We start from the raw sequence: 22601 nt of genomic DNA on the forward strand, positions 1-22601 counted from the left end.
GATTTTGTGTCATTTGACACGTTATTTTTTGTAAAAAAATGAGAATAAACAGATATTACTGATTAATATTCACATTTTTTTATAAAAAAGTAAAATAACTACAGTTATAAATGCGCAAAAACACATTCGTTAACATAATTTTTTGAATAAAACGATGAAACACCAGTAGTTCCGATGTAAACATTCGATCTCCAGACAATAAACGTACAGTAACTGACCTGTTTTGAATAATCAGGCACGTGAAACGCATCCAGTCCTATACCATGTACCAGTGTGTAAGTCTCAAAACGGCTTAATCTTTCCGGGATATTTTTAAGCAGTATATTTCCGCAGTGCTGAGGTATATAACTTTTACTTACAGCCAGTACATTTTTTCCATGGCACATCTGGTCATTAAATTCTCCCGGAAACAGGGCGATCCATTTAAAGCTATATCTTTCCTGGTAATAAAATGGAATAGACAACTGAGCCAGAATCAGGTCCGTGCCGATATGATCGGGACTGACAAATACATTACTGAGATTTGCAGGAAGAATAACGCCCTTCTTCGCAGCTGCCGGCAAGATCAGCGTTGCACAAATGGTTTCCATGCCGGCATAACCATCAATTCCGTATCCTACAATATATTCTTTTTTACCAATAGCAAGATCGTTAAACAGCAGCTGACCGCACATTCCTGTACTGCAGACTATGTGCGTATGCAATGCCTCCGCAGAAGAAAGCACCTCCCTGCCCTCCAATATCGCAACAAAATGCCCCTGTTTGCAGGGCTCAGTGCCTGGCAATACCTTAAATGATACTATTAATTGTTTTGAACTGACAGCTCTCCTGTTCTGAAATGACCTACAAGAAATAGCTGGTAAAATGAACCTCAGCCCTCATACCATAGATAATTACAGGGAGGCGCTGTTCCACAGGTTTGGGATGAAATCACGTACCGGTCTGGTGTTATTCGCGATCAAAAACGAACTTATCAAAATATAAAACAAATGAGCAGTAAGGCAATGCAGTCCCCCTGCTCTGGTGACTGCATTGCTTTTAGAGATTATGAACCGGCATTAATAGCCTGCGTTCTGTTTAAAATTGGGATTGCCCAGTTGATTGTCAGGAATGGGAAATAGCAGATATTTAGGATCATCCGTTGGTTTTTCCTGCCATAGGGTCAGAAACTTACCGAAACGGATCAGATCCTGACGCCTTACGCCTTCCCATAAGAATTCGCGTCCGCGTTCATCCAGCAGGTTGTCAGGCGTCAAACTGCTGAACGCCGTTGCGCCCCTGACCGCACGGATAGAATTTACTATCGGAAGCGCTTCTGCTCCCCTTCCATTTCTCAACAGCGCCTCAGCCTTCATCAGCAACACATCGGCATAGCGGTAATATACCCAGTCGTTCTCCGGCAGGCCGGTGGAGGTGTTCTGGTTATCCACAGGATATTTCATTACCCTGATACCTGCTACTTCCAGGTGATTTGGATCACGTTCGGTAATACTCACCTCCCTGGTGAAAATCAATGGGTTACCTTTACGGTCTTTCAAAGCTGTACCTGCTCCATTATATTGCTGACCAATTAAAAAGCCGGCATTTACTCCGGTCACATTGGAAACGCCGGCATAGGGACCGCCCCTGCGCTGATCCGTTGCTTCAAACTTGTCGTAAAAATCTGACAGTGTTGCAAAGCCATTATTCCCGTTAGGCGTCTGATTATAGTGCAGTCCGGCTATCCACATACTGTTCAGGCCGCCAGCATCAGATCCGCCGATATTTTGTGCGGTAAAGATGTTTTCTTTTGATAACTGGTCATTCGCAGGAGCGAAATTATCATAGTACTTTGATGCTAATGTATATTTCCCAGTGTTAATGATCTCATCTGCAAGCGTAATGACTTTGGCCATATCTGCCTGATCGAATGTTGGAGCGCTGCGGTTTAGAAACGCACCTTTATTCAGATAACATTTCATCAGTAATATTTTTGCCGCATCCTTATTTGCATTAAAAACAGGCCCGTCAGGCAAATCAGGCAGAACTGCATTCAATTCAGCAATCAGGTAATCCATCTCCTGCGCCGCAGCTCTCACTTTAGAAGGTTGTGTTACATCTTCTCCGGGTTCACGGTAAGGAACCTGTCCCCATCCGTCCAGGATAGCGAACTGTGCAAATGCGCGCAAGAAACGCGCCTGGGCCGACTGGCCCGCTGAAGGACTAAACTGAAGAACATTGGTAGCTACATAACTTACGCTATTCAGATTTCTGAAAACCTCAGATATCCTGGCATGGTCTGCCGCCCATCGGTGTAAATGCAATGCTCTCCAAGCACCGTTATCATCCCAGTCGCCCGCCCTGGTAGGCACAATAGCTTCGTCTGTAGGAAATTCCTGCAAAGCCCACCACCCGTAAGCACCCTGAAAGGGGTTCCGCATAGCAGTATATGAAGCATTCAACAGTGCGGAAACGTTGCCTGACGAAACCCCGCTGTTACCAATTTGTCCGTTTAATTTCTCATCCAGTTTAGTACATCCGGACAGAGCTATTGTTAATGCCGTAAAGGCTATCAGATATCTTGTTTTCATTTTAATTCTTATTAAGATTACAGAGAAAAGTTTACACCGAAATTGAAGGTACGTGCAGGCGGATAGGTGACATAGTCAATTCCGGCTGACGGAACTCCGTTGATACCCTTATCTACATTCACTTCGGGGTCAAAACCTTTGTATTTAGTAATTACAAACAGGTTTTGTCCATTTACAAAAATGTTCAATGCTTTAACTGACTTGCCCAGATCTCCAATCGTATAATTGATTGTTGCATTTGCCAGTTTGATATAATTACCGTTTTCAATATATCTTGACGATGCAGCTATCGGATTTGCCAGAGATTCCTGAATGGAAGATTTTAACAGACCGGAAGCTACGTTTCTGCCTGTTCCCAGATTGGATATCGGCAATACTGAGTTGGCAGTATTGTTATAAATATCCTGACCAAGAGAGCCATTAAAGTTTGCAGTAAATGATACCTTTTTGTAAGTAAAGTTTGTGTTAAAGCCCAGTATCACCTTAGGGTTCGGGTTACCCACATAATAGTAAGTAAAGCCATCATCTGTATATGTAGAAAAACCTGCGGCATCCAAGCCGTTATATTTCCTGGTTACCATAGCAAACAACGGAAGTCCGTTTTGGATGACCTCTGCAGTAACATCAGATAAACCTTGTCCGCTCAATGCACCGGTTTTGATCACTCCGGTGATGCCTGAAACGTTATTTTTTATAAAAGTAGCATTTGCACCAACCGACCATGACATATCTTTTCTGGTCAGCACGTTGGCATTCAAATTCATCTCTACCCCTTTGTTGGATACCTGTCCCGGTAAATTGACCCAGGTAACAGTAACACCGGCATTGGCAGGAACCAGAGGAATCTGAGGAAATAACAGATCCGTTGTTGTTTTATCAAAGTAATCCACAGAGCCGGTTATTATGCTTCCAAAAAGTGCAAAATCAACACCTATGTTGGTTTGCTTGTCTGATTGCCATTTCAACTTCTTATTTTCGTTGTTCACGCCTACAAGAGATTGCTGCCCGCTGGAATACGTAATATTATACCGCTGTGATGCAGAACCGGAAGGGAATTCCTGGTTACCGGTTTTTCCGTAGCCGGCTCTTACTTTCAATTGATTTACCCATGAAACATCTTTCATGAATGCTTCATTTTTAATGTTCCAGGCAGCGGCGAAAGATGGAAAATATCCGTACCGGTTCTCAGAACCAAACTTAGTGGAACCATCCGCCCTGAAAGTCGCTGTCAGCAAATATTTATCGTCATAATTGAAGATTGCCCTTGCAAAATAAGACTGCAGCTGCGTTGTTGGATCATTATAAGATGTAATCGTACGGTTTGCCGGTGCAACGGCCGCCAGTGCGTCAGTATAATCAACCGCAATATCACCAAAACCTTTACCAATACTTGTTACCCCTTTGTTGATATAATTGGTATATTCATACCCCAGAATTGCATTCAGATTGAGTTTACCAACTACCTTCTTATTAAAATTCAGCGTATTTGTAAATTGCTGGGTAATCAGTTCAGTATTGGAATAACTGGCATATCCGCCAAGGAAATCACCATTGGCCTGGATACCGCTCAAATTCAGGAAACTGCGTGTTGACGCTCTTCTGATCCCGGTACTGTAATTGATACTGGCCAGCATTCTGTATTCCAACCAGGGTGTAATTTTGTAATAAGGAGACACGCTTCCGAGAATAGTAGATACTTTAGATTTGTCGCTGCTCGCTTCAGACAATACCAGCGGATTAATGATTGTTGAGCCCTGCTCGATAAACAAAGATCCATCCGGATTTCTCATTGATCTTGTCGGGTTCCAGGCTAAAGCCTGACTGATCAAACTTCCGGTAAAGCCGGCATCTGTTGTGATCGGCGCAATATTTTCAGTATACTGGTTACTGATCATGTTGATGTCCAGGCCCAGTTTTTTACTCTCCAGGAATTTAAAATTTCCGCTGAAAGCACCGCTGTATTTCTTGAAATCTGTTTTCAGCAAAATCCCCTGCTGATTCTGATAACCCAGGGAGGCGCGAAAAGTATTTCCGTTGCTTCCGCCGCTGATGCCAACGCTATAATTTTGGTTATAGGCAGTTCTTGTAATTGCATCCAGTGCGTCAACATTGCCTCCATAATCCCCGGTTGTCTGGCCATAACGTGTCAATGCAGCCCGGTATTCGTCGCCGTCTAAAATATCAATTTTTCTGGCCAGGGTGCTTACACCCACAGAACCGCTTACATCAATTTTAGTACCGCCGGCCTGACCTCTTTTGGTGGTGATCAGCACCACACCGTAGGCAGCTCTTGATCCATAAATTGCAGTTGCAGATGCATCTTTCAATACTTCCATACTTGCGATGTCAGACGGGTTAATGAAATTCAGGGGATTTCCTCCGGCAACAGTACCGACGCCTCCGCTTGCAGTTGGTCTGGCAGATCTGCCGTCAAGAGCAACTCCATCTACAATATATAAAGGCTGACCGGTACCTGTCATTGCGGTATTACCCCTGATCCTTACCGTTGTTGCCCCACCCGGCTGCCCGCTGTTGTTGATCATTTGCACACCAGATACCTTGCCCTGTATCAACTGGTCAGGCGAGATCAGCGGCCCTTTATTAAAATCCTTGGCAGACACCGTTGCCGCGGCTCCGGTCAGATCGCTTTTCTTTACTGATCCATAGCCCACTACGGTAACCACTTCCAGATCTGTGCCTGATAACAGGGTTACATTCACGACGGTTCTGCCATTAATGTCCACCGTTTGGGATTTCAACCCCACAAAACTGAAGATCAGCTGTTTTCCCGAAGCGGGGACGATCATCGTATACTTGCCCGCAACATCGGTAAGCGCTTTCACATTGCTGCCGGCAACGGCGATGGTAGCACCAGGCAGAGGATTATTTTCATTATCTGTGACCACACCGCGCAAAGTCGTTTGCGCATAAGCAGACATGTTAAAAAGAAAGAGGGTGAAGCAAAAAAAAACTATTTTCTGCCATAGCAGAGACTGCGGCCTGCCGATACCGGCAAACCACCTTTGTGATATAAACGCATTCATAAGTTAATTTGGTTAGGTTAAATAATAGATAAATAGGGATTCTTTCTGTTTCTTGGAATTAGTTTAGATGTTTAACGTTTGATGATTTTAGGATTTGAATTCCGGAAATTACAGGCAATTAAAACACCTGCTTTCCTCATGGCCGGACGGCCTTCGGTTAAAGCATTTCTTCATAGGTTATATTTAGTTTATAATAGTAGTTGCTGATGGTATTCTACTGTCAAAAGATCATTTTTTTGTAAATACAGTATCACCACCAGATAAATATACACATCTAAATGTTACGATGTATTCTAAAATATGAAAAATATTTTCCTACATTGGATTAAATTATGAATAAATCATCTGTTAAACCCCGTATTATTTGTTTTGGTGAGATCCTGTGGGACAATCTTCCATCCGGCAGAACAGCCGGCGGCGCACCAATGAACGTGGCCTATCACCTCAACCGCAGCGGCGCGGAAAGCCAGCTCATCAGCCGTATCGGTAACGATCCTGCCGGGGCCGGCCTTATTGATTTTTCAAGGCAGAAAGGTCTCCCTACTGATCTCCTGCAAACCGATCCCGACCATCCTACAGGTGAAGTGATCGCCAAAGTGATGGATAACCACGAGGTGGTCTATGACATCCTGCCCGGTGCAGCATGGGACTTTATTGCCCCTGCCCCGGAACTGGAGCAACTGGCCGCCAATGCCGATGCCTTTGTTTTCGGCAGCCTCGCCGCCAGAAGCAGCGTATCCAGGGAAACCCTGCTGCAGACGCTTGAATCAGCAACATTCAGGGTGCTGGACATCAACCTGAGGGTACCGAACTATTCAAAAGAGATACTGCATCTTCTGCTGTCAAAAGCGGACCTGCTGAAGCTGAACAATGATGAACTGACATTACTGACCGGCTGGTTCTACAAAAGCGGGGCGCCAGAGAACGACAGCATCAGTTTTCTGCAGCAAAACTATGGCATTAAAGAGATCATTGTAACAAAAGGCGGTGAAGGGGCCAGCTATTATTCAGGAACCAGCGCTTATACAGGCGAAGCTTATAAAGTTACGGTTGCAGACACGGTCGGTGCCGGAGATTCATTTTTAGCCGCATTCCTCTATAAAAAATTAACAGGTACAGACATCCCCCAGACACTGGATTATGCACTGGCAATGGGCGCCTTTATCGCCGGACAATCAGGCGCTTGCCCTGCTTATACCCTTCCGGACCTGGACCGGTTTATTGCCGCGCAGCAAGCCCGGAATTAATTTGTATAAAGAAAATTTTACCTAAAACGGTTAAGCACTGCCCCGTTATTAGAATTAATAATCCTATATTCATCTTGCAAATCCAATATGAACTAAAATTTTGAACATGCACCTAAACAAAACTATCATTGCTACAGCCTGCATTGTAGCATTCGCTCTTTCAAATGCAAACGCACAGGCCAAACATGAGGATACCGAATTTTATACACCGGTTCCCCAAAAAGTAACTCCGGGAAAAATTACTACTGAAGCCCCTTCTGACGCTGTTATCCTGTTCAATGGCAAGAACCTTGACCAGTGGGTAATGACGGACGACAGAACGCAGCCCGCACAATGGATCGTCTCTGACGGCATCCTTACCGTAAACAAAAAAACCGGCAACATTGAAACCAAACAGTCATTCGGCAACTACCAGCTGCATATTGAATGGCGTGTACCTCAGAACATTACAGGTACAGGACAGGCAAGAGGCAACAGCGGACTTTTCCTGGCTTCCATGGGTAAGGGAGACCTGGGATATGAACTGCAGATCCTGGACAATTACGACAACAAAACCTATACTAACGGTATGGCCGGAAGTATCTACAAACAAACTTCCCCACTGGTAAACCCTTCAAAGAAAGCCGGAGAATGGCAGAGCTACGATGTGATCTGGACAGCACCTACCTTTAAGGCTGATAGTTCGGTAAATACCCCGGCAAAGGTTACCGTATTGTTTAACGGTGTACTGGTACAAAACGGATTTGAGCTGAAAGGCCCAACGCAGTATGTCGGTCCTGCCGCTTACCGCCAGGCACATGGCCCGCTTCCTGTTAAACTACAGGCACATGGAGATAAAAGTGAGCCTGTAAGTTTCCGTAATATCTGGATCAGGGAACTGACTGTACTATAGCAGCCCAGGCGATGCTACAGAGAGCCTGTTTTCGTTAGGAAAACAGGCTTTATTTATTTTAGAAGAGATCAGACAGTCTCAATTCTATCTAACCTCAATTCAGATCCTGGATTAATATTAAAAAAATATCAGGTAGGGAAACCTTAGTTATATTTCAAAAAAAACATATCACAACCTTTTGAAATATGGTCTTTTATATTGAAATAAAAGGGATTACAAAGCTATTGTTCGTTCATTCATCTACATCATAGAACAACGGGCGAAGCGTGGGCTGGGATGATCCGGCTCACAGTTCAGGTAAAAGCTATAGATCCCATCAGCGGGGATATCCAGATAACCCTGGTATTTGAGCACAAATGCTGGTGCATCTGCTTTTTCAGGCAGCACCACGCTGTTAACCGTATAGGCTGCTTTTGCAATTGCCGAGCTTGTAGTAATCGTTAAGCGATACCCCTCCGGGGCGGTAATAGACGCATCATACTTCAGCACGATGGCCTTTGCAGTGGTATTGCCCATACTCCTTTTCAGCGGCTTACCCAGGTATTGCTGCAGCAGCAGGTTGAGCTGTGCCGCTTCATGGTCAAAGCGGTGGTCGGCAGATACAATCAGTGTTTGGGTGGTGATGGTAAAATTGCTTGAACACCGTTAAAAATGCACGCGCCAAAAATTAAGGCGAGACAGATCATTTTACGGTAGTGGTATCGTTTCATATTGTACTTAATTATTACTTAGTAGACGTGGCCTGCAGTCTCACTTCTTTTGATGAGCTCTTCCTTTTTGATATTGATCTGTTTGCCGATGGGCTTACCGTTACGGTAGGTAATGGCATCAATCTGCGTAGCACCCATAGGGAAATTTAAAACCGAACCATCATATTTTGCTGCATGCAGGTCAGGAAAAGTATTATCAAAAGTATAATAGATTTCCAGGCCCGGCACCTCGGTAGCCATCGTCAATGAAACATCACTGCCAGCTTCTTTAGCGGGTTTAAAGATCACATTGTAACAGCTTTTGGCATAATTGATATCAGCGGCATCCATGCGTGTAAACTCGTTCTCCAGGCGGCTGAAGAAATCCGGCCAGTTCTTTTTAGATTTCGGGCTCCAGTAAACCTCAGACAGTGCAATAGAACGTGGCCAAACCATATATTCCATATGCCTGTAGGTGGGTACAGATTCCGTCCATAGGTTTCCCTGTCCTCCTAGGATCAGCTTTTCATCAATCCCTGCCGGAACAGGCTCATAGTTATAGCTGTCACTCAGCCTGCAAAGGCCGTAAGTATCCGGTTCTGCCAGGGGGTCGCCCTGGTAGAGGTCAAGATAGACATAATCCCATGGGGTCATCACTACAGGATGTCCCATTTTTGCGGCTTCAATCCCGCCGTTCATTCCTCTCCAGCTCATTACAGTAGCCGAAGGTGCAAGTCCGCCCTGCAGGATCTCATCCCAGCCAATCAGCTTCTTGCTCTTAGACTGTAATATCTTTTCCAGTCTTTTGATAAAATAACTTTGCAGTTCCTCTACATTTTTCAATCCCTTGTCGGCCATTAGCTTCTGGCAGGCAGGATTTTTTTCCCAGTAACCTTTATAAGCTTCATCACCACCGACGTGGATATACTGGCATGGGAAAAGTTTTGCAACCTCAGTGAATACTTTATCGAGGGTTTTATAAACATCTTCGTTGGAAGGATCAAGGGAATTATCGTCCTGTGCTGCGGTTCTCCATCCTGAATTCACACTGTATTGTTTACGGGTGCTGCTCAGTGAAGGATAAGTAGTGATCAGGGCAAGGCTATGTCCGGGAACATCAATTTCAGGAAGTACGGTGACATACCTGTCCTGCGCGTATTTCACGATCTCTTTGATATCTTCCTGTGTGTAAAAACCTCCGTAGGTAGATTCTTCATTGGCGAGAGCTGGCAGGAATGTTCCCCATCGGCCTGTTCTTTTCACACTGAAAGCACCCTTTTTTGTCAGTTCAGGTAAACTTTTAATTTCGATTCTCCATCCCTGATCGTCGGTCAGGTGCCAGTGAAAAGTATTGTATTTGTATTTAACCATTTCATCGATAAATCCTTTTACTTCTTCTTTCGTGAAAAAATGGCGACTAACGTCAAGCATCAGGCCTCTCCATCCAAAACGCGGATAATCTGTGATCTCAACAGCCGGAATAGTCCAGTGAAGGGGGGCGTTTTGTTGCTTGGCCTCAATCTCTGCCGGTAGAAGCTGGATAATGCTTTGCAATCCGTAAAATGCACCCGCAGCGGTATTTGCTGTCAGGGTCACACTTTCAGGGCTTACCTTCAGGTGGTAGCCTTCCCTGCCGATTACGGTATCAGAATCTGTATTCAGGACGATGAGGATCTTTCTGCTACCCTTTCCCTTATTGACATCAATACCTGTAGCATTTTGAATTTTTTGGCTAAACCACTTCAGACTTTGCTGCAGCTGCTTGTTTTTCGTTTTCAATTCCAGGGAAACAGTATTATCCAGCGTAAATTCGCCGGCCTGCTCTTTAACCGATACAGGCTCCGGGATGAGGTGTACCCTGCGTCCACCGGCAGCTTTAAGGTTTAATGAGGCTGCCAAAAAGAACAGCAATAAAAAAAAATGCAGTTGGAATTTTCTCATATCTTTTGATGATCAGGTTATTGATGAAGCTATTTTGATCGGGCGATCAAAATGAAGTCCTAAATAAATCAAAAGATCTTGCAAAACCTATTCTTTCTAAACTTTTTAAGAAGTTTCAGGCTCTTTAACAAAGAAAATACATAAAATATCATTTAAAAAACGTGTACTCCGGCTGAGGACACTGTAAACCTTAGGTTTTCCAGGTTTTTAAGGGCCATCCCGGCTACATAGCTGCTTTCCTTTGGCACTACTTTACCCTGTTTGCGCGTCGCGATGCTCAGCTCATCTGAGGTTTGCATTAACATGAAATCTGAAATTACCCTTTCCCCCTTAAGAATCATGATATTAAGGAACTACGGACTGCGGCCTTTGCAGTGGTTAAGGTTATGATATTATTGAAATGAGGCATAAAAAAAGCCGTTTCGTGCTAACAAAAACGGCTTTCTAAAATTATAAGACTTTTTTGGGAGGAAGGTCAAAAGCAATTGCCTCATGCTCAAAATGCCCCTTGTGAGCGCCATCGCAAAAAGGCTTGTTTTGTGAAAGTCCGCAGCGGCAGATCGTCAGGACGTCCCTGCCTTGTAATCCATAGGCATTTCCATTTTTATCTACGATCTCGAAATCGCCTTCAATCTTCACTGATCCGTTGTTATTGATGGTTAGTTTTGTTGTTGACATTTATATTTTGTTTGCCGCAAAGCTAAAATAATGCATGCAAATGCAGGAATATGATTCCAATTTAGAACCATTCCTTGATGTCATATCCGGCAGGCAAAAAGGAGTTGAGCTCCAGACCTTAGGGCATAAAAAAAGGAGCATCTTTTCGAAACTCCTTTTTTTTCTTTATCCGTTAATGTTATTGTACAGATGTACGTTAGCAGACACAGCCAGTGATTACAGGATCAGCAGTCTTGGATTGATCTTCTTTTGCATACCTAAAGGTAATGTTCTTTTCAAACTATCAGTATTTTTAAATGCTGATGAGTTCACACTTTCCTGATTTTGCATTTGATCTCCGATAAATAAGGATTCTTGCTGAAATTTGTCGCTGGTACTTTGAAGTTTTATCTGATCTTTCATGGTCTTGAAGTTTTTTTCAAATTAAAAACAACCCCTATGCGATAAAGTTTTTAAATCTAAAAAATAAGTTACTAAATCGTTTCGTCATGGAAAGAAAAACTGAAATTTTCCTGATCATCTGTCATTTTAAAGATTTTACCTACTTTTACATGGTCATGAATACAGAACGCAAGGATTCAAAAAAGGACGTTTTCATCAAGTGGATCAAACGGATCGGCTTCTGGGGATTTCTGTTCTTCCTGGTCAAGGGGTTGATCTGGCTTGCACTTGGCTATTGGGTATTCAAATAATTTATCAAAAAACAATTCTTCATGTTTGACCGTTAAGGCCTGAAAGTAAGCACGATGAAGAATCAGATTCCAGAACAGCACACAGGCGGAAAGCTTGATACCATTGCAAAAGCTGAATTTCTAACAGCTGCAGACGCAAAAGACTTTTACCAGATAGCCAAAAGAAGATTGCTACACCCATCAAAATGGGCTGAGATCTGTGAAGTACCCTTGTCTACCTTTACCCTGACGGATACTGAAGGCAATACGCTTACACGAGAAGCCAGGGAAGGTGATTATTTGAAGATAGATATTCCCGGACCGGGAACACATTCGGGGGACAGCTTCGACTGGGTAAGAATAGAAAAAATTGAGGAGGAGGTTTCAGCTGATAGTGAAATTGTAAGCCTGCAGGCCAGGCCTGCCGCAAACCCTGCGAGTGATGATACATCTACCGCTCACTTTTTTACCTCGCTGGCCACTTCGACCTTCCAGGTAAAAAGAACCGGTAATTTAGTTTATGCAGAAGAGCATGGAAGAAATGAGGTGCCCAATACAGACACCTCACATCTGGCTGATAACATCAGAAATACACTTGTGGGCTGGACAGCGAAAATTGGCCTCTCCTACCCGCAATGGAAAAGCCTGGTAAAAGGGATAGCAGATACTGAATCGCAGATCAATTGACCTGTTGTCAGCAACTAAGCATCACTGTGCACTATACCTTTGCGGCGTCAATACAAATGCTTTCCAGAATAGCTTTTGTCTCTTCGAAACTGGTATGGTGGTAGGCATGCATGCCCATTGCCTTTGCGGTCTCCACCTGGAAAATCCTGTCATCAAAGTAATAACATTGCTGAGGCCTGGCCTGCGCTATTCCCAACGCAAGCTTGAATATATTAGGATCGGGCTTCCGCATTTTTACGTCACAGGAAGACACAAATGCATCAAAACATTCGTGCAGTTTGAATTTCTTTACCCTGTAGGTATTGAGTTCTTTGCCTTCGTTATTGATTGAAATAATCCTGAAGCCACTTTCTTTTTTCCATTCCTTTAACCACTGCAGCAGACCGGGAAGTTCTGTTGATCTTGAAAACACAAATTCTTTAAAATCTTCCCTTGTAAATTCTCTCGGGTGATTGAATACAACGGTGTCCAGATATTCGTCGAGCGTGATATTACCGATCTCAAAAATGTTAAACACATAATTATGCAGCGTATTCAGCTCATCATAATTCAGGTTAAACTTTTCCGCTGCCTTTTTACGGGAGTCGTTACCCCATCCATTGGTTAACAAGACTCCGCCAATGTCAAAAAAAATGATTTTAGGTTCTGGATATTCCATAGTAATTTATCTATAGGTTATTATATACCCGTAAACTTAGCCAATTGTCCCCAAAATCAATGTATAACTTTGTCATTATTCAATGTAGAATAGGGCATTTTGGGTAATCAGTAAAAACCTGACATCCGGGCAACAAAACAAAAAAAGCAGGCCGCCCGAAAGGATAGCCTGCTTTTTTAGAATTATTAACCGGTATTAGTTAAAGATATATCTCACCCCGATTTGTGCCTGCCAGCGCGAGATCTGGTCAGTGTTTACTTTAGTAGATGACGACACCGGGATCAGGTTGTTCTTGTCCAGGTATGGGAATGAATAGGTTGCTTTACCTGTAGCCGGATCAAGTCCTTTATAGGTTAACACAGTAACGGATCCGTTATTAAATCCATTATATGCGTTCTGATAAAGTCCCCAGTTACGGTTAAGAAAGTTACCTAAGTTAATAATGTTGAACTCAACACGTATAGTATTCCTGGTAGTCCTGTTTTTACCTGATTTCACAAAGAAATCCTGTGTGATATTTAAATCAGCACGTTGGAAATAAGGCAGGATCACACCATTTCTTTTAACAAATTCACCTCTGTGCCGACTCAGGTATTTATCCTGGTTGATGAAAGCATTTAACTGGTTCCATGTCTGAGCTGCAGTTCTTGTATCACCAGGAGTAGTTCCGGATGCAACAAAGTCTGGCACGAGGATGATGTCACCCTGACTTTTAGGGATATACATTAAATCGTTAGTAGCGCCGTCACCATTTGGATCGCCGCTGGTGATATAAGATACAGCACCGTTATTAGCCCTTTCAAAGAATAGTCCAACAGACGTTGCGTAATTCTTTGCATATTCTTTCCTGTAGGCAAGTGAGGCAATAAAGCGGTTTGGCATTACGTATGAACTGTTAGACAGGTTGTTTCCATTTGGATCTCCTGATACAGTCCTGGAACTCCAGATCGTACCAGCAGTAGATCCGCCATCATTCACATCTTTAGATACAGTGTGTGTGTAGGCAATGTTGGCATAAAAACCGCTAAGGAAATTTTTCTGTAACTGACCGGTAACAAAATAAGAATAACCTTTATTGGTATTGGTCATGTAATATAAACCAGTAATTGTTGGATTCGCAGCACTTACCGGCGAACTGTTGATTGTAGTATTTGCACTGGTATAGCGAATCTGCCCTTCTACTCCTGGTAATGTAGTGGTTGCATCAGAGATCACTAAATTCTTTGTATAAATTGCGTTGATATCTTTAGTATATGCACCTTCAATGGTACCAATGATACCAAATGGCAATTGCTGATCAATAGCAATGTTCGTTCTCCATATTTTTGGCAATTTCAGGTTTGGATCAGTAACATCAAGCTCGTATGAAGTATTCGCTGCAACAGCACCTGTAGGGCGGTTGGCATCTACATTCGGATTGTACACTAAACGCGGATCGTTAGGACTGGCTGCTTTAGTAACGGTACCAGAACTAAACAATGTTCCTCCGTTTGATGCCTGGTTGGAAATCCATACAAAAGGTGTTAACCCTGAGAACAACCCAGATCCTCCACGGATTTGAGTACTATGATCGCCATTTACATCCCAGTTGAAACCAACGCGGGGCGACAACTGGATTTTGCTTTTCGGCAGTTTCGAAACGTCTACGTGAGTACCACTCTGAAAGGTTAATGCTGCAGCGTTTGGATTGGCTTCAAGATTTGTTGGATAATAGTTATAATCAGCCCTTAGACCGTAGGTAAGTACAAAGTTATCAGTAGCACGGTATTTATCCTGTGCGTATAAACTGAAGTTATAAGATTTGATCTTTGCCAATGGCTGGTCGCCGCCTTTAGCTGAATTACGGTAAGTGTAAGCAGCAGCGGGCAATCCGTTGATAAAATCAGAAGCGGAATTATAAGTGTATAAACCGTTGTAGTCCGGTGCAAAGCCATTGGTAAAACTTTGCGACTGGTTGCTTGTACCAAAGGTAAATTCATGTTTACCGGCAAAAATCGTTAAGTCATCTGACAGCTGTCCGATATTGGAGGACAATAGGTTACCTGCGGTATACAGCTCATAACCAAAGCTGGTCATCGTTTGATTGGCAGCAGTAAGCACCGTACCGTTTGCGTCTGAGGTTCCGTTACCGATATCCACCATTGGTACATTGCTGTTAGACAATGATGAACGGTAGTCACGCAGTGCAGAATAACCAACTGTTAGTTTATTGGAGATTGTATTACTGATTTTGCTGTTTAACTCTAACATACCAATATTAAAGTTATTATTGATCGTGTAACCAGATCCATAGAAAGGCAGGGTATTTACTCCCGGTGCACGTGTTGTTCCGTAACCTACCCTATTATTCGTAATTCCTGAATTACTTGCAGGCTGATCTTTAAATGATTTCAGGTAAAAGTATTTAGCACTTAAAGTATTGTTTTTATTGATGTTCCAGTCCAACTTAACGGTGATCTTGTCACTTTGGGTTTTGTAGGCATAATTTTCATAAGGCCCCGGATCATAACCATATTTCGTTTTAAGCGTATTTGCGATATTGTCCAGTACCGAAGCCTGAGCTTGTGATACAGTTGCACCACTTACACCATCTCTGGCAGCTACGAAAGTAGTACCCGGGTTGCTGATCCGCTCCTGCTCACCAGACACAAAAAAGAATAATTTGTTTTTGATGATAGGGCCACCGATGCTTAAACCTCTTGAATTGTAATCAAAAGGAACTTTGGTCACATCTGTGGCTCCGGCTTTATAACCAGTTAAACCAGTACCGCGACCATAGTAATAAGCTGAACCTTTGATCTCATTTGTACCTGATTTGATTACCGTATTTACTCCCGCACCGGTAAAAAATCCCTGACGGACGTCATAAGGAGCAAGATCTACCTGGATCTGGTCAATCGCATCCAGAGAGATAGGCTGTGAACTTGCCTGCCCGCCCAGTGTACCTGAAAGACCAAATGAGTTGTTGAACAAAGCACCATCAACAGTAATGTTGTTAAACGTACTGCTTCTTCCACCAAAACTTAAAGGACTGGTTGAACTTGCAGAAGGTGTCAGCTTGGTAAAGTCTGACAGCGACCTGTTGATCGTAGGCAGTGCATCGATCTGGGCACGCGTGATGGTTTCCCTTGCACCTGTGCGCGAAGAGTTGATCACTTTACCTTGTGTACCTACTACACTTACCTCTTTCAGGTCTGTAGCTCCGTCTTCCAGTTTGGCGTTGATGGCCTCATCCTGGCCGATGGACAGTGAAAAATTGTCACGTACAAAAGGATTGAACCCAACATAGGTGATCTTTAATGAGTATGGTCCGCCGACCTTGACGTTGATTAAATTGTAACGTCCGTTTGCACGGGTAGTTGCGGAATAAACCGTTCCTGTAGGAACGTGAGTAAGTACGATAGTGGCTCCCGGAACCGGGGCTTTACCGTCTGTTACCACTCCATTGATGGAGGCTGTAGTAACACCCTGGGCAAAAACAGCATTACCTGTTAGTACCGTTGTAATGAGCAATAAAATTAAAAGTAGTTTTTTTTTCATTCGTCTTTATTGACTGGCGTTTTCTTTATTGAAAACGGCACTAAAGTAAATGTCGTGCATTAAGTCAATATTAACAATGTGTTAATTGGATAAGTATAATTTTTAATGCCATTTTAATGTTAAAAATCTATTTTTTAATAAATACCACATGATTACCCTGCACAACATTCAAAAAAATCACATTTGTTAATACAGCATGACAGATTAATGTTAAATAATTATTAACAAACCAGTCATTATAAAAATTTTCCATGGAATAAATAAATAAACATAAAAAAATCGCCGAAAAAATGAGTTTTCAGCGATTCCATTCAAATTAAACAAACTTATATCGTAATTCTTCCCCCGGTAACAGGAATTGTAGCTCCTGCAATATAACTCGCCTCGTCTGAGGCCAGGAAAACATATGCAGGTGCAACTTCTACCGGCTGCCCTGGTCTGCCCATAGGTGTGTCTGAACCAAAGTTTTCGGGTTCCGGCATCGTTGAAGGGATTAAGGGAGTCCAGATTGGTCCCGGCGCCACTGCGTTTACCCTGATACCTTTTTTATTCCCCAGCAGGATCTGGCTTAAGTTAGCGGTAAAGTTTTGTATGGCACCTTTTGTAGCTGCATAAGGCAGCAGCTGGAAACTTGGTGAGTACGCATTCACCGATGTGGTATTGATGATACTGCTGCCTGGCTTCATATGCGGCTCAGCAGCTTTGCAGAGATAGAACATTGGGGTGATATTCGTATCAAATGTACGTTCCCATTCATCAGCGGGGATGTCCTGCAGTGTTTTTCTGGCCATCTGGAATGCGGCGTTGTTCACCAGGATATCTATTTGCCCGAATTCCGCCACAGCTTTTGCTATTACTTCCTTACAATGTGATTCACTTCTCAGGTCTCCTTTTACCAGGACGGCTTTTCTGCCGGCCCGTTTCACCAGTTCGGCAGTATCTTCGGCATCCTGATCTTCCGCATCGTCAAGATAGCTGATCAGCACATCGGCACCTTCGCGGGCAAACGCAATAGCCACTGCACGGCCTATTCCTGAATCACCACCGGTAATAACCGCTTTCTTTCCTTCCAGTTTTCCTGAACCTTTATAAGATTGTTCACCATGATCTGCAGCCGGGTGCATCTGATTCTCAGTTCAAGGTGCATTCTGGTCCTGTTTTGGAAAAGGAGGAACAGGGTATTTGTCATGGGGATTGGCTGATAATTGTTGATTTTCCATGTTTATCATTTAGAATTGGTCATTAGTTCTTGTGTTTTTTATCCACATTCGGCAGGTCATCCCCGCGGCTATCTGGTTTTTTAACTTTAATCACTGAATCGATACCTATAGCCATTTTATTGTGTTCCTGCAATACAGGAAGTGTTTTCAAAGCAAATGAACGCAGCTGATCATTCTTAAAAGTGCTGGCGCCATTAAAAAGGTCTATAGTTTTGGCATGGTCCTGCACCATCATATCCATATAACTCTGGTCGTACTCATTGGCTTGCGACTGGCGCATGGCAGCCAGGTGGCTCTGTTCTGCAGAAGGAAGGGCTTCGGGAACTTTTACTCCAAGGCTCTGTGCGATCTGCTGAAGCTCTTTATTTGCTGCATTATGGTCTTTGATCATCCGTTTTGCAAAATTCAGGACCTTATCGCTTTTAGTTTTCTGGGTAGTCAGGTTTCCCATCTCCACTTCCATCAGTCCGCCAATGGCTGCCTGTTGGATGAAAGCCGTTTCAGCAGGCTGCAGACTGGAAGAGTCATTTTTTACCTGGTCTTTGGATTCAGTGGTGATCGCGGTATCTGCAGAAAGCGTGGTAGTGCCTTCTGTTTTGTCAGTACGGGATTGGTTACAGGCGGCTACAGAAAGTAGAACACAGCCCATCAGCGCCAAATTTTTAATAGGAATCATAGGACAGATTTTTAGTTTTTCTACAATCTAACACGACTACAGATAAATGGTTTTCCCTAATTCAAAAAACAACTGCCGGAAACCAGTGTGGGCTTACCGGTGGAATTTCATTATTGACTGTCTAACCGGATCATTCAGCTTTGCTACCGCAAGATCATTGACGCCGATGCTACAGGCATATGGGAGCAGCCATTATTTTGAAATCAACCCTGAGATGATGTTGATGCTCAGTGCAACGATAATCGTGTTAAAAGCAAAAGAAACCAGGCTATGCATCAGGGCGAGGCGACGGATACGTTTTGAGCTGATCTCCACGTCAGAAACCTGGAACGTCATCCCGATCACAAAAGAAAAATAAGTAAAATCAAGGTAGTCAGGTTCTTTTTCTTCCGGGAACTCCAATCCTTCCACATATTTTGAAGTTGAAGTACCTTTATGCGCATTTTCATAAAACAAGTGGGCATAACGGAAAACGAATACCGTATGCACCAGCGCCCAGGAACAGACAACGGCTGTTACAGAAAGAAAAACATGGAGAGAAAGTTCAGTTCCTTTCAATTGCCGGGTTGAACTGAGCAGCAACACAACTACATAGAGGCTGGCGATTGCTGCAGCTAGTATAAAAAAGAAAATTAGGGTACGGTTGCTGTCCTGAACTTTCGCAATCTTTTTCATTTCCAGGGGATGGACCGTTAAGATGGTTGAAAGATAGAGGCCCATCATGGTGAGGGCAAAGGTTATCCAGGTACAGACCAGGCTGGTCTCAATAGAAAACTTACTGTGGGTAATAAAAAAGATGATCAGTGCTGTAACAAGTGAAATGAACAATTTATGATGTGCATCGAGTCTTGTAATGTTCATTGATAATGGCATAGCTGAATTCTAAAATGAGTACACAATGGTAATCAAATTAAACAAAAAAACCAGCACTGATCATCTTCTGATTATTATTAGATAGTTATACTAAGCTACTTTTGGTAAAAAGTTCTGATAATGCATCTTTAAGCTTTTTTTAAGCAGTTGCCTGGCCACATGTATCCTTGTTTTAACTGTTCCTATAGGGATATCCAGCTGTTCGGCAATTTCATAATACTTAAAGCCTTCAAAATATTTGAGGAAAGGAACATAATATTCAGGCTGAAGTTTTGAAAGGGCCTTGTAGATATCTTCCATCACAAACTTACCGTCACTATCGTTAACACTGGCGCTGTAGTGGAGCTTGTCTGAAGTGATCTCATCAGTTACAGTCATGATAGAATTTGTTTTTGTGGCTCTGCGGTAATTGTTGATGAAGGTATTCTTCATAATCGTATAAAGCCAGGCCTTGAAATTCGTCCCTTCTTTAAAGTGGTTGGAATAATTAATGGCTTTTAACATGGTGTCCTGAACCAAATCATTTGCATCTTCAACATCCCTGGTAAATGATATGGCGAAGGAATGTAAAGAGTCTTTGTAACTGTAAAGCTGGTAGTTAAAATCGTTTGTGCTCATAATTTTATTTTTCAAGTTAGATACCTGAATATTTACAAATCACATACCAAAACATGACCGTGTATAAACAAAATTCAAAAAACCTCAACAAAAGATAGAATGAAAACTAAAATACATCTATGCATGTTAACAAGAAGCTGTATGAAGAAATTGTGTAGTCAAAACCAGACATACACACTGCAAATACAGGCCCAAACTGGCAATTATTTACTACAGGATCTAAATTACCGGCAATCGTAATTCAGCGAAACCTTTACATGAAAATAGTTTTCAGCATCCGCACCATAATGTATAGCGGCCCTTTCCCCATAAGTATGATGCAGCCTCTGTTTAATATTTTCCAATCCCAGATGTGTATTTACAACCTCACTGACCTCATTGATCAGGTTGGAAGTGCTGATCTCCAGACCGCTTTCGTTTACCTTGATAGTAAACAGCGCGGGACAGGAAATTTTGCTCAGATTGCCGTGTTTAAACATATTTTCCGCCAGGGTGAGCAGGATCAGTGGAATGAAACTGATCTCGCAGTTGCCCGCCGGATAATTGAGGTGAAGATACAAGGCATCTTCCTGCCGTAGCTGGTGCAGTACGATCAGATTTTCCAGCTGCTCAATTTCATCAGAAAGCAGTCCCAATCCTTCCGGGTTTTCAGACTTAATCGCGTACCGCATCATATCAGACAGGGTAATAATGGCCTCGGCTGCTTTAGGGGCGGTCTTCCGGATATTGTTATAGATATAGTTCAGGGTATTGAATAGAAAATGAGGATTGATCTGCGCTTTCAGATAGGCATTAACGGCTGTATTGAGTTCATTTTTCACCTTCTGCTGGTCGATGATGTCATTTAACTTTTGCTTTTCAAGTTTTTCATTCAGTATTCTCTCCTTTATAAAGGTGATCAGGAAATAGTAACCTGTAGAAAATCCGATAAAATAGAAGGAGCGGTAGATGATCTTCACAAAGAAAAGCTTGTTCAGTGTAAGGGTGACTTCTACCATCAGGTGAAAATACTTCATCAGCAGATAATCTACCGCATAGAGCGTGAGAAAATAGAGAATAACCTCCCCGGCCACGCCCGCAGGCAGCCGCCAGAAGACCTGCCGCGGTTTTTTAAACACCTCAGGCAGCACCACATGCGCGTGGATATAGAAAAGGACAATGTTAAACATATAATGGACAATATAGGTACTCAGGGAGCCCCTGGTACCACTGATCAGCTCAACGATGAACACCTCGTAAAAGATATAGATACTCCATGACAAAATATGGATTCTGTACCGGTTGATAAATTTTGGGAATTGATAAAGTATGCGTTCCAAAGCTATTTCCGCCCTGTCCTCAGGGTATTCTCTTTTAAATATGCGTTAAACCTTTCCTTGTAAGAGACGCCGAGTATAATCTGCCTTTCGTTTTTCAGCAGGATGGTGTTCCCGAGCACCTTTCTGATCTCTTCCACTTTAACAATAAAGGACTTGTGGACTCTCATAAACTGCCCGTCAGCCTCCAATGCCTTTTCTACTTCCGTCATGGTCAGATAGGTAGTAAATTTTTCCTGTTTTGTATAGATGATGATATAGTTCTTCAACCCCTCTACGAGAACAATATCATTGGTATCAATACGGATGAACTTACTTTTTTCATCCCCTTTGATAAAAAAGAAACTCGTTTTATCGGCGGCGGCTGTATGTTTTACAGCGCTGGCCAGATCGTCTACAATTTCCGCCATTAAACCCACAAACTTACTGATTCTGATGGGCTTGAGCAGGTAATGATCGGCCCTTACCTCAAAGGCGTCCAGTGCATATTGCGCGTGCGCGGTAGTGAACACCAGTTTTTTAGATTTATTACGTAATGATTTTGCGAGTTCCAGGCCAGAGATGCCCGGCATGTTGATATCCAGAAAAATGATATCGATTTCATCTTCCGGGGTAATCCCATCCAGCGCGAGAAAGGGGTTTCTAAAAGTTTTAAGGAGGGAAAGCGAGGGCAGTTCAGCAATGTAATCTGTTAAAAGATCAATCGCATGCTGCTCATCGTCAACAATCACACATTTAAGTATATTTTTCATCTTTGATCTGGCATTAGATGCAATATACGTGCCCGGACAATAACTGGTAGTATTTGGTTAGAAAAGAATCCTGAAACATATAGCTGAAGGGGAACTTATCCCCCTCCAGTATATCAAACACACCAATTTTTGAGAACGCCATCTATGTACAAGTGCCAAATGATTAAACTTGTTAAACCTAGCTTGCCGGTAAACTTAGAAAAGTTCCGTCATTCAATAAATAATATTACACCAACTAGTCATTTACCTACACGAATGAAAGGTTACCACGTGATTTTACCGCTATAAAAGAAATCCCCCGAGCTATCCGGCCGGGGGATCAACAAAACAAAACTTAGATCTAACCAAAATCTAATACGTTTTATCATTATCAAAATGACAGCTGACGTCATGGGCGGAATCGAACCGCCGTTAAAGGTTTTGCAGACCCATACCTAACCACTCGGCCACATGACTATGAAGAGGGGTAAATTTCCTGTCCTTCAGCAAATATAATAATGTATACTTAAATAGTAGAATTTATTATAAC

Annotated in this window: 21 protein-coding genes and 1 tRNA gene; 5 read left to right on the forward strand and 17 right to left on the reverse strand. The window is 42.8% G+C overall.

Features of this window, described 5'->3' with window-relative positions:
• Window positions 1-104: 104 nt before the first annotated feature.
• The gene (locus BLW16_RS06530; RefSeq protein ID WP_139298268.1) at window positions 105-785 is read right to left on the reverse strand and encodes a hypothetical protein; all 681 of its coding nucleotides are present in this window, start codon (window positions 783-785) and stop codon (window positions 105-107) included.
• Between the two features lie 79 nt (window positions 786-864).
• On the opposite strand from BLW16_RS06530, the gene BLW16_RS06535 reads away from it, so the two are divergent.
• Window positions 865-984: a helix-turn-helix domain-containing protein gene (locus BLW16_RS06535; protein ID WP_090555775.1), complete on the forward strand. Its 120-nt coding sequence runs from the start codon at window positions 865-867 to the stop codon at window positions 982-984.
• 74 nt (window positions 985-1058) lie between these two features.
• On the opposite strand, the gene BLW16_RS06540 is transcribed toward BLW16_RS06535, so the two are convergent.
• Window positions 1059-2570: a RagB/SusD family nutrient uptake outer membrane protein gene (locus tag BLW16_RS06540; protein WP_090555776.1), complete on the reverse strand. Its 1512-nt coding sequence runs from the start codon at window positions 2568-2570 to the stop codon at window positions 1059-1061.
• A gap of 17 nt (window positions 2571-2587) precedes the next feature.
• Window positions 2588-5614 (reverse strand): SusC/RagA family TonB-linked outer membrane protein, encoded by a 3027-nt coding sequence (locus BLW16_RS06545; RefSeq protein WP_245735152.1) that lies wholly within the window; start codon window positions 5612-5614, stop codon window positions 2588-2590.
• A 332-nt stretch (window positions 5615-5946) separates the two neighbouring features.
• Here BLW16_RS06545 and BLW16_RS06550 point away from each other — a divergent pair, with 332 nt between their 5' ends.
• Together BLW16_RS06550 and BLW16_RS06555 are read left to right on the forward strand one after the other, a co-directional pair.
• On the forward strand, window positions 5947-6861 hold the full coding sequence (locus BLW16_RS06550) for a carbohydrate kinase family protein (RefSeq protein ID WP_090555777.1): 915 nt from the start codon (window positions 5947-5949) through the stop codon (window positions 6859-6861).
• Window positions 6862-6967: 106 nt separating this feature from the next.
• A complete protein-coding gene (locus BLW16_RS06555; RefSeq protein WP_090555778.1) occupies window positions 6968-7753 on the forward strand; it encodes a 3-keto-disaccharide hydrolase in 786 nt (261 codons plus the stop codon).
• Window positions 7754-7993: 240 nt separating this feature from the next.
• On the opposite strand, the gene BLW16_RS06560 is transcribed toward BLW16_RS06555, so the two are convergent.
• From BLW16_RS06560 to BLW16_RS06580, 5 genes are all read right to left on the reverse strand, one after another.
• The gene (locus BLW16_RS06560; protein WP_090555779.1) at window positions 7994-8269 is read right to left on the reverse strand and encodes a hypothetical protein; all 276 of its coding nucleotides are present in this window, start codon (window positions 8267-8269) and stop codon (window positions 7994-7996) included.
• A 212-nt stretch (window positions 8270-8481) separates the two neighbouring features.
• Window positions 8482-10383, reverse strand: coding sequence for a beta-N-acetylhexosaminidase (locus tag BLW16_RS06565; protein ID WP_090555780.1), 1902 nt, complete (start codon window positions 10381-10383; stop codon window positions 8482-8484).
• A 152-nt stretch (window positions 10384-10535) separates the two neighbouring features.
• A complete protein-coding gene (locus BLW16_RS23185) occupies window positions 10536-10682 on the reverse strand; it encodes a hypothetical protein (protein WP_175470495.1) in 147 nt (48 codons plus the stop codon).
• A gap of 151 nt (window positions 10683-10833) precedes the next feature.
• The gene (locus BLW16_RS06575) at window positions 10834-11061 is read right to left on the reverse strand and encodes a CDGSH iron-sulfur domain-containing protein (protein ID WP_090555782.1); all 228 of its coding nucleotides are present in this window, start codon (window positions 11059-11061) and stop codon (window positions 10834-10836) included.
• 216 nt (window positions 11062-11277) lie between these two features.
• Entirely contained in the window at window positions 11278-11463 is a 186-nt protein-coding gene (locus BLW16_RS06580; protein ID WP_090555783.1) for a hypothetical protein, read from the reverse strand.
• An 86-nt stretch (window positions 11464-11549) separates the two neighbouring features.
• Here BLW16_RS06580 and BLW16_RS06585 point away from each other — a divergent pair, with 86 nt between their 5' ends.
• Window positions 11550-11753: a hypothetical protein gene (locus BLW16_RS06585; protein ID WP_245735153.1), complete on the forward strand. Its 204-nt coding sequence runs from the start codon at window positions 11550-11552 to the stop codon at window positions 11751-11753.
• A 54-nt stretch (window positions 11754-11807) separates the two neighbouring features.
• Entirely contained in the window at window positions 11808-12419 is a 612-nt protein-coding gene (locus BLW16_RS06590; protein WP_090555784.1) for a hypothetical protein, read from the forward strand.
• 31 nt (window positions 12420-12450) lie between these two features.
• Here the strand turns inward: BLW16_RS06590 and BLW16_RS06595 are convergent, their stop codons facing one another.
• The 9 genes from BLW16_RS06595 to BLW16_RS06635 form a co-directional block, all read right to left on the reverse strand.
• The gene (locus BLW16_RS06595; protein ID WP_090555785.1) at window positions 12451-13077 is read right to left on the reverse strand and encodes an HAD family hydrolase; all 627 of its coding nucleotides are present in this window, start codon (window positions 13075-13077) and stop codon (window positions 12451-12453) included.
• Between the two features lie 195 nt (window positions 13078-13272).
• Window positions 13273-16617 carry a TonB-dependent receptor gene (locus tag BLW16_RS06600; protein WP_090555786.1) on the reverse strand — a complete coding sequence of 1115 codons (3345 nt, stop codon included), beginning with the start codon at window positions 16615-16617 and terminating at the stop codon, window positions 13273-13275.
• Window positions 16618-16943: 326 nt separating this feature from the next.
• Entirely contained in the window at window positions 16944-17741 is a 798-nt protein-coding gene (locus tag BLW16_RS06605) for an SDR family oxidoreductase (protein ID WP_245735154.1), read from the reverse strand.
• A gap of 118 nt (window positions 17742-17859) precedes the next feature.
• Entirely contained in the window at window positions 17860-18513 is a 654-nt protein-coding gene (locus tag BLW16_RS06610; protein WP_090555787.1) for a DUF4142 domain-containing protein, read from the reverse strand.
• 192 nt (window positions 18514-18705) lie between these two features.
• Window positions 18706-19374, reverse strand: a complete 669-nt coding sequence (locus BLW16_RS06615) for a DUF1345 domain-containing protein (protein WP_245735155.1) — start codon at window positions 19372-19374, stop codon at window positions 18706-18708.
• Between the two features lie 102 nt (window positions 19375-19476).
• Window positions 19477-20004 carry an RNA polymerase sigma factor gene (locus BLW16_RS06620; RefSeq protein ID WP_090555789.1) on the reverse strand — a complete coding sequence of 176 codons (528 nt, stop codon included), beginning with the start codon at window positions 20002-20004 and terminating at the stop codon, window positions 19477-19479.
• A gap of 224 nt (window positions 20005-20228) precedes the next feature.
• Window positions 20229-21266 carry a sensor histidine kinase gene (locus BLW16_RS06625; RefSeq protein WP_139298269.1) on the reverse strand — a complete coding sequence of 346 codons (1038 nt, stop codon included), beginning with the start codon at window positions 21264-21266 and terminating at the stop codon, window positions 20229-20231.
• Between the two features lie 59 nt (window positions 21267-21325).
• Complete coding sequence (locus BLW16_RS06630; protein WP_090555791.1) at window positions 21326-22072, reverse strand: LytR/AlgR family response regulator transcription factor; 747 nt, start codon at window positions 22070-22072, stop codon at window positions 21326-21328.
• 385 nt (window positions 22073-22457) lie between these two features.
• A tRNA-Cys gene (locus tag BLW16_RS06635) sits at window positions 22458-22528 on the reverse strand.
• Window positions 22529-22601: the final 73 nt, after the last annotated feature.

The organism is Pedobacter hartonius (assembly GCF_900107535.1).
In the GTDB taxonomy this organism is placed as follows: domain Bacteria; phylum Bacteroidota; class Bacteroidia; order Sphingobacteriales; family Sphingobacteriaceae; genus Pedobacter; species Pedobacter hartonius.

Coding starts and splice junctions, on each gene's coding strand:
- BLW16_RS06605 (WP_245735154.1), bottom strand. CDS start 17,741: ATGCACCCGGCTGCAGATCATGGTGAACAATCTTATAAAGGTTCAGGA.
- BLW16_RS06610 (WP_090555787.1), bottom strand. CDS start 18,513: ATGATTCCTATTAAAAATTTGGCGCTGATGGGCTGTGTTCTACTTTCT.
- BLW16_RS06630 (WP_090555791.1), bottom strand. CDS start 22,072: ATGAAAAATATACTTAAATGTGTGATTGTTGACGATGAGCAGCATGCG.
- BLW16_RS06540 (WP_090555776.1), bottom strand. CDS start 2,570: ATGAAAACAAGATATCTGATAGCCTTTACGGCATTAACAATAGCTCTG.
- BLW16_RS06600 (WP_090555786.1), bottom strand. CDS start 16,617: ATGAAAAAAAAACTACTTTTAATTTTATTGCTCATTACAACGGTACTA.
- BLW16_RS06590 (WP_090555784.1), top strand. CDS start 11,808: ATGAAGAATCAGATTCCAGAACAGCACACAGGCGGAAAGCTTGATACC.
- BLW16_RS06575 (WP_090555782.1), bottom strand. CDS start 11,061: ATGTCAACAACAAAACTAACCATCAATAACAACGGATCAGTGAAGATT.
- BLW16_RS06550 (WP_090555777.1), top strand. CDS start 5,947: ATGAATAAATCATCTGTTAAACCCCGTATTATTTGTTTTGGTGAGATC.
- BLW16_RS23185 (WP_175470495.1), bottom strand. CDS start 10,682: ATGCAAACCTCAGATGAGCTGAGCATCGCGACGCGCAAACAGGGTAAA.
- BLW16_RS06565 (WP_090555780.1), bottom strand. CDS start 10,383: ATGAGAAAATTCCAACTGCATTTTTTTTTATTGCTGTTCTTTTTGGCA.
- BLW16_RS06545 (WP_245735152.1), bottom strand. CDS start 5,614: ATGAATGCGTTTATATCACAAAGGTGGTTTGCCGGTATCGGCAGGCCG.
- BLW16_RS06555 (WP_090555778.1), top strand. CDS start 6,968: ATGCACCTAAACAAAACTATCATTGCTACAGCCTGCATTGTAGCATTC.
- BLW16_RS06615 (WP_245735155.1), bottom strand. CDS start 19,374: ATGAACATTACAAGACTCGATGCACATCATAAATTGTTCATTTCACTT.
- BLW16_RS06595 (WP_090555785.1), bottom strand. CDS start 13,077: ATGGAATATCCAGAACCTAAAATCATTTTTTTTGACATTGGCGGAGTC.
- BLW16_RS06585 (WP_245735153.1), top strand. CDS start 11,550: ATGGAAAGAAAAACTGAAATTTTCCTGATCATCTGTCATTTTAAAGAT.
- BLW16_RS06620 (WP_090555789.1), bottom strand. CDS start 20,004: ATGAGCACAAACGATTTTAACTACCAGCTTTACAGTTACAAAGACTCT.
- BLW16_RS06535 (WP_090555775.1), top strand. CDS start 865: ATGAACCTCAGCCCTCATACCATAGATAATTACAGGGAGGCGCTGTTC.
- BLW16_RS06560 (WP_090555779.1), bottom strand. CDS start 8,269: ATGGGCAATACCACTGCAAAGGCCATCGTGCTGAAGTATGATGCGTCT.
- BLW16_RS06580 (WP_090555783.1), bottom strand. CDS start 11,463: ATGAAAGATCAGATAAAACTTCAAAGTACCAGCGACAAATTTCAGCAA.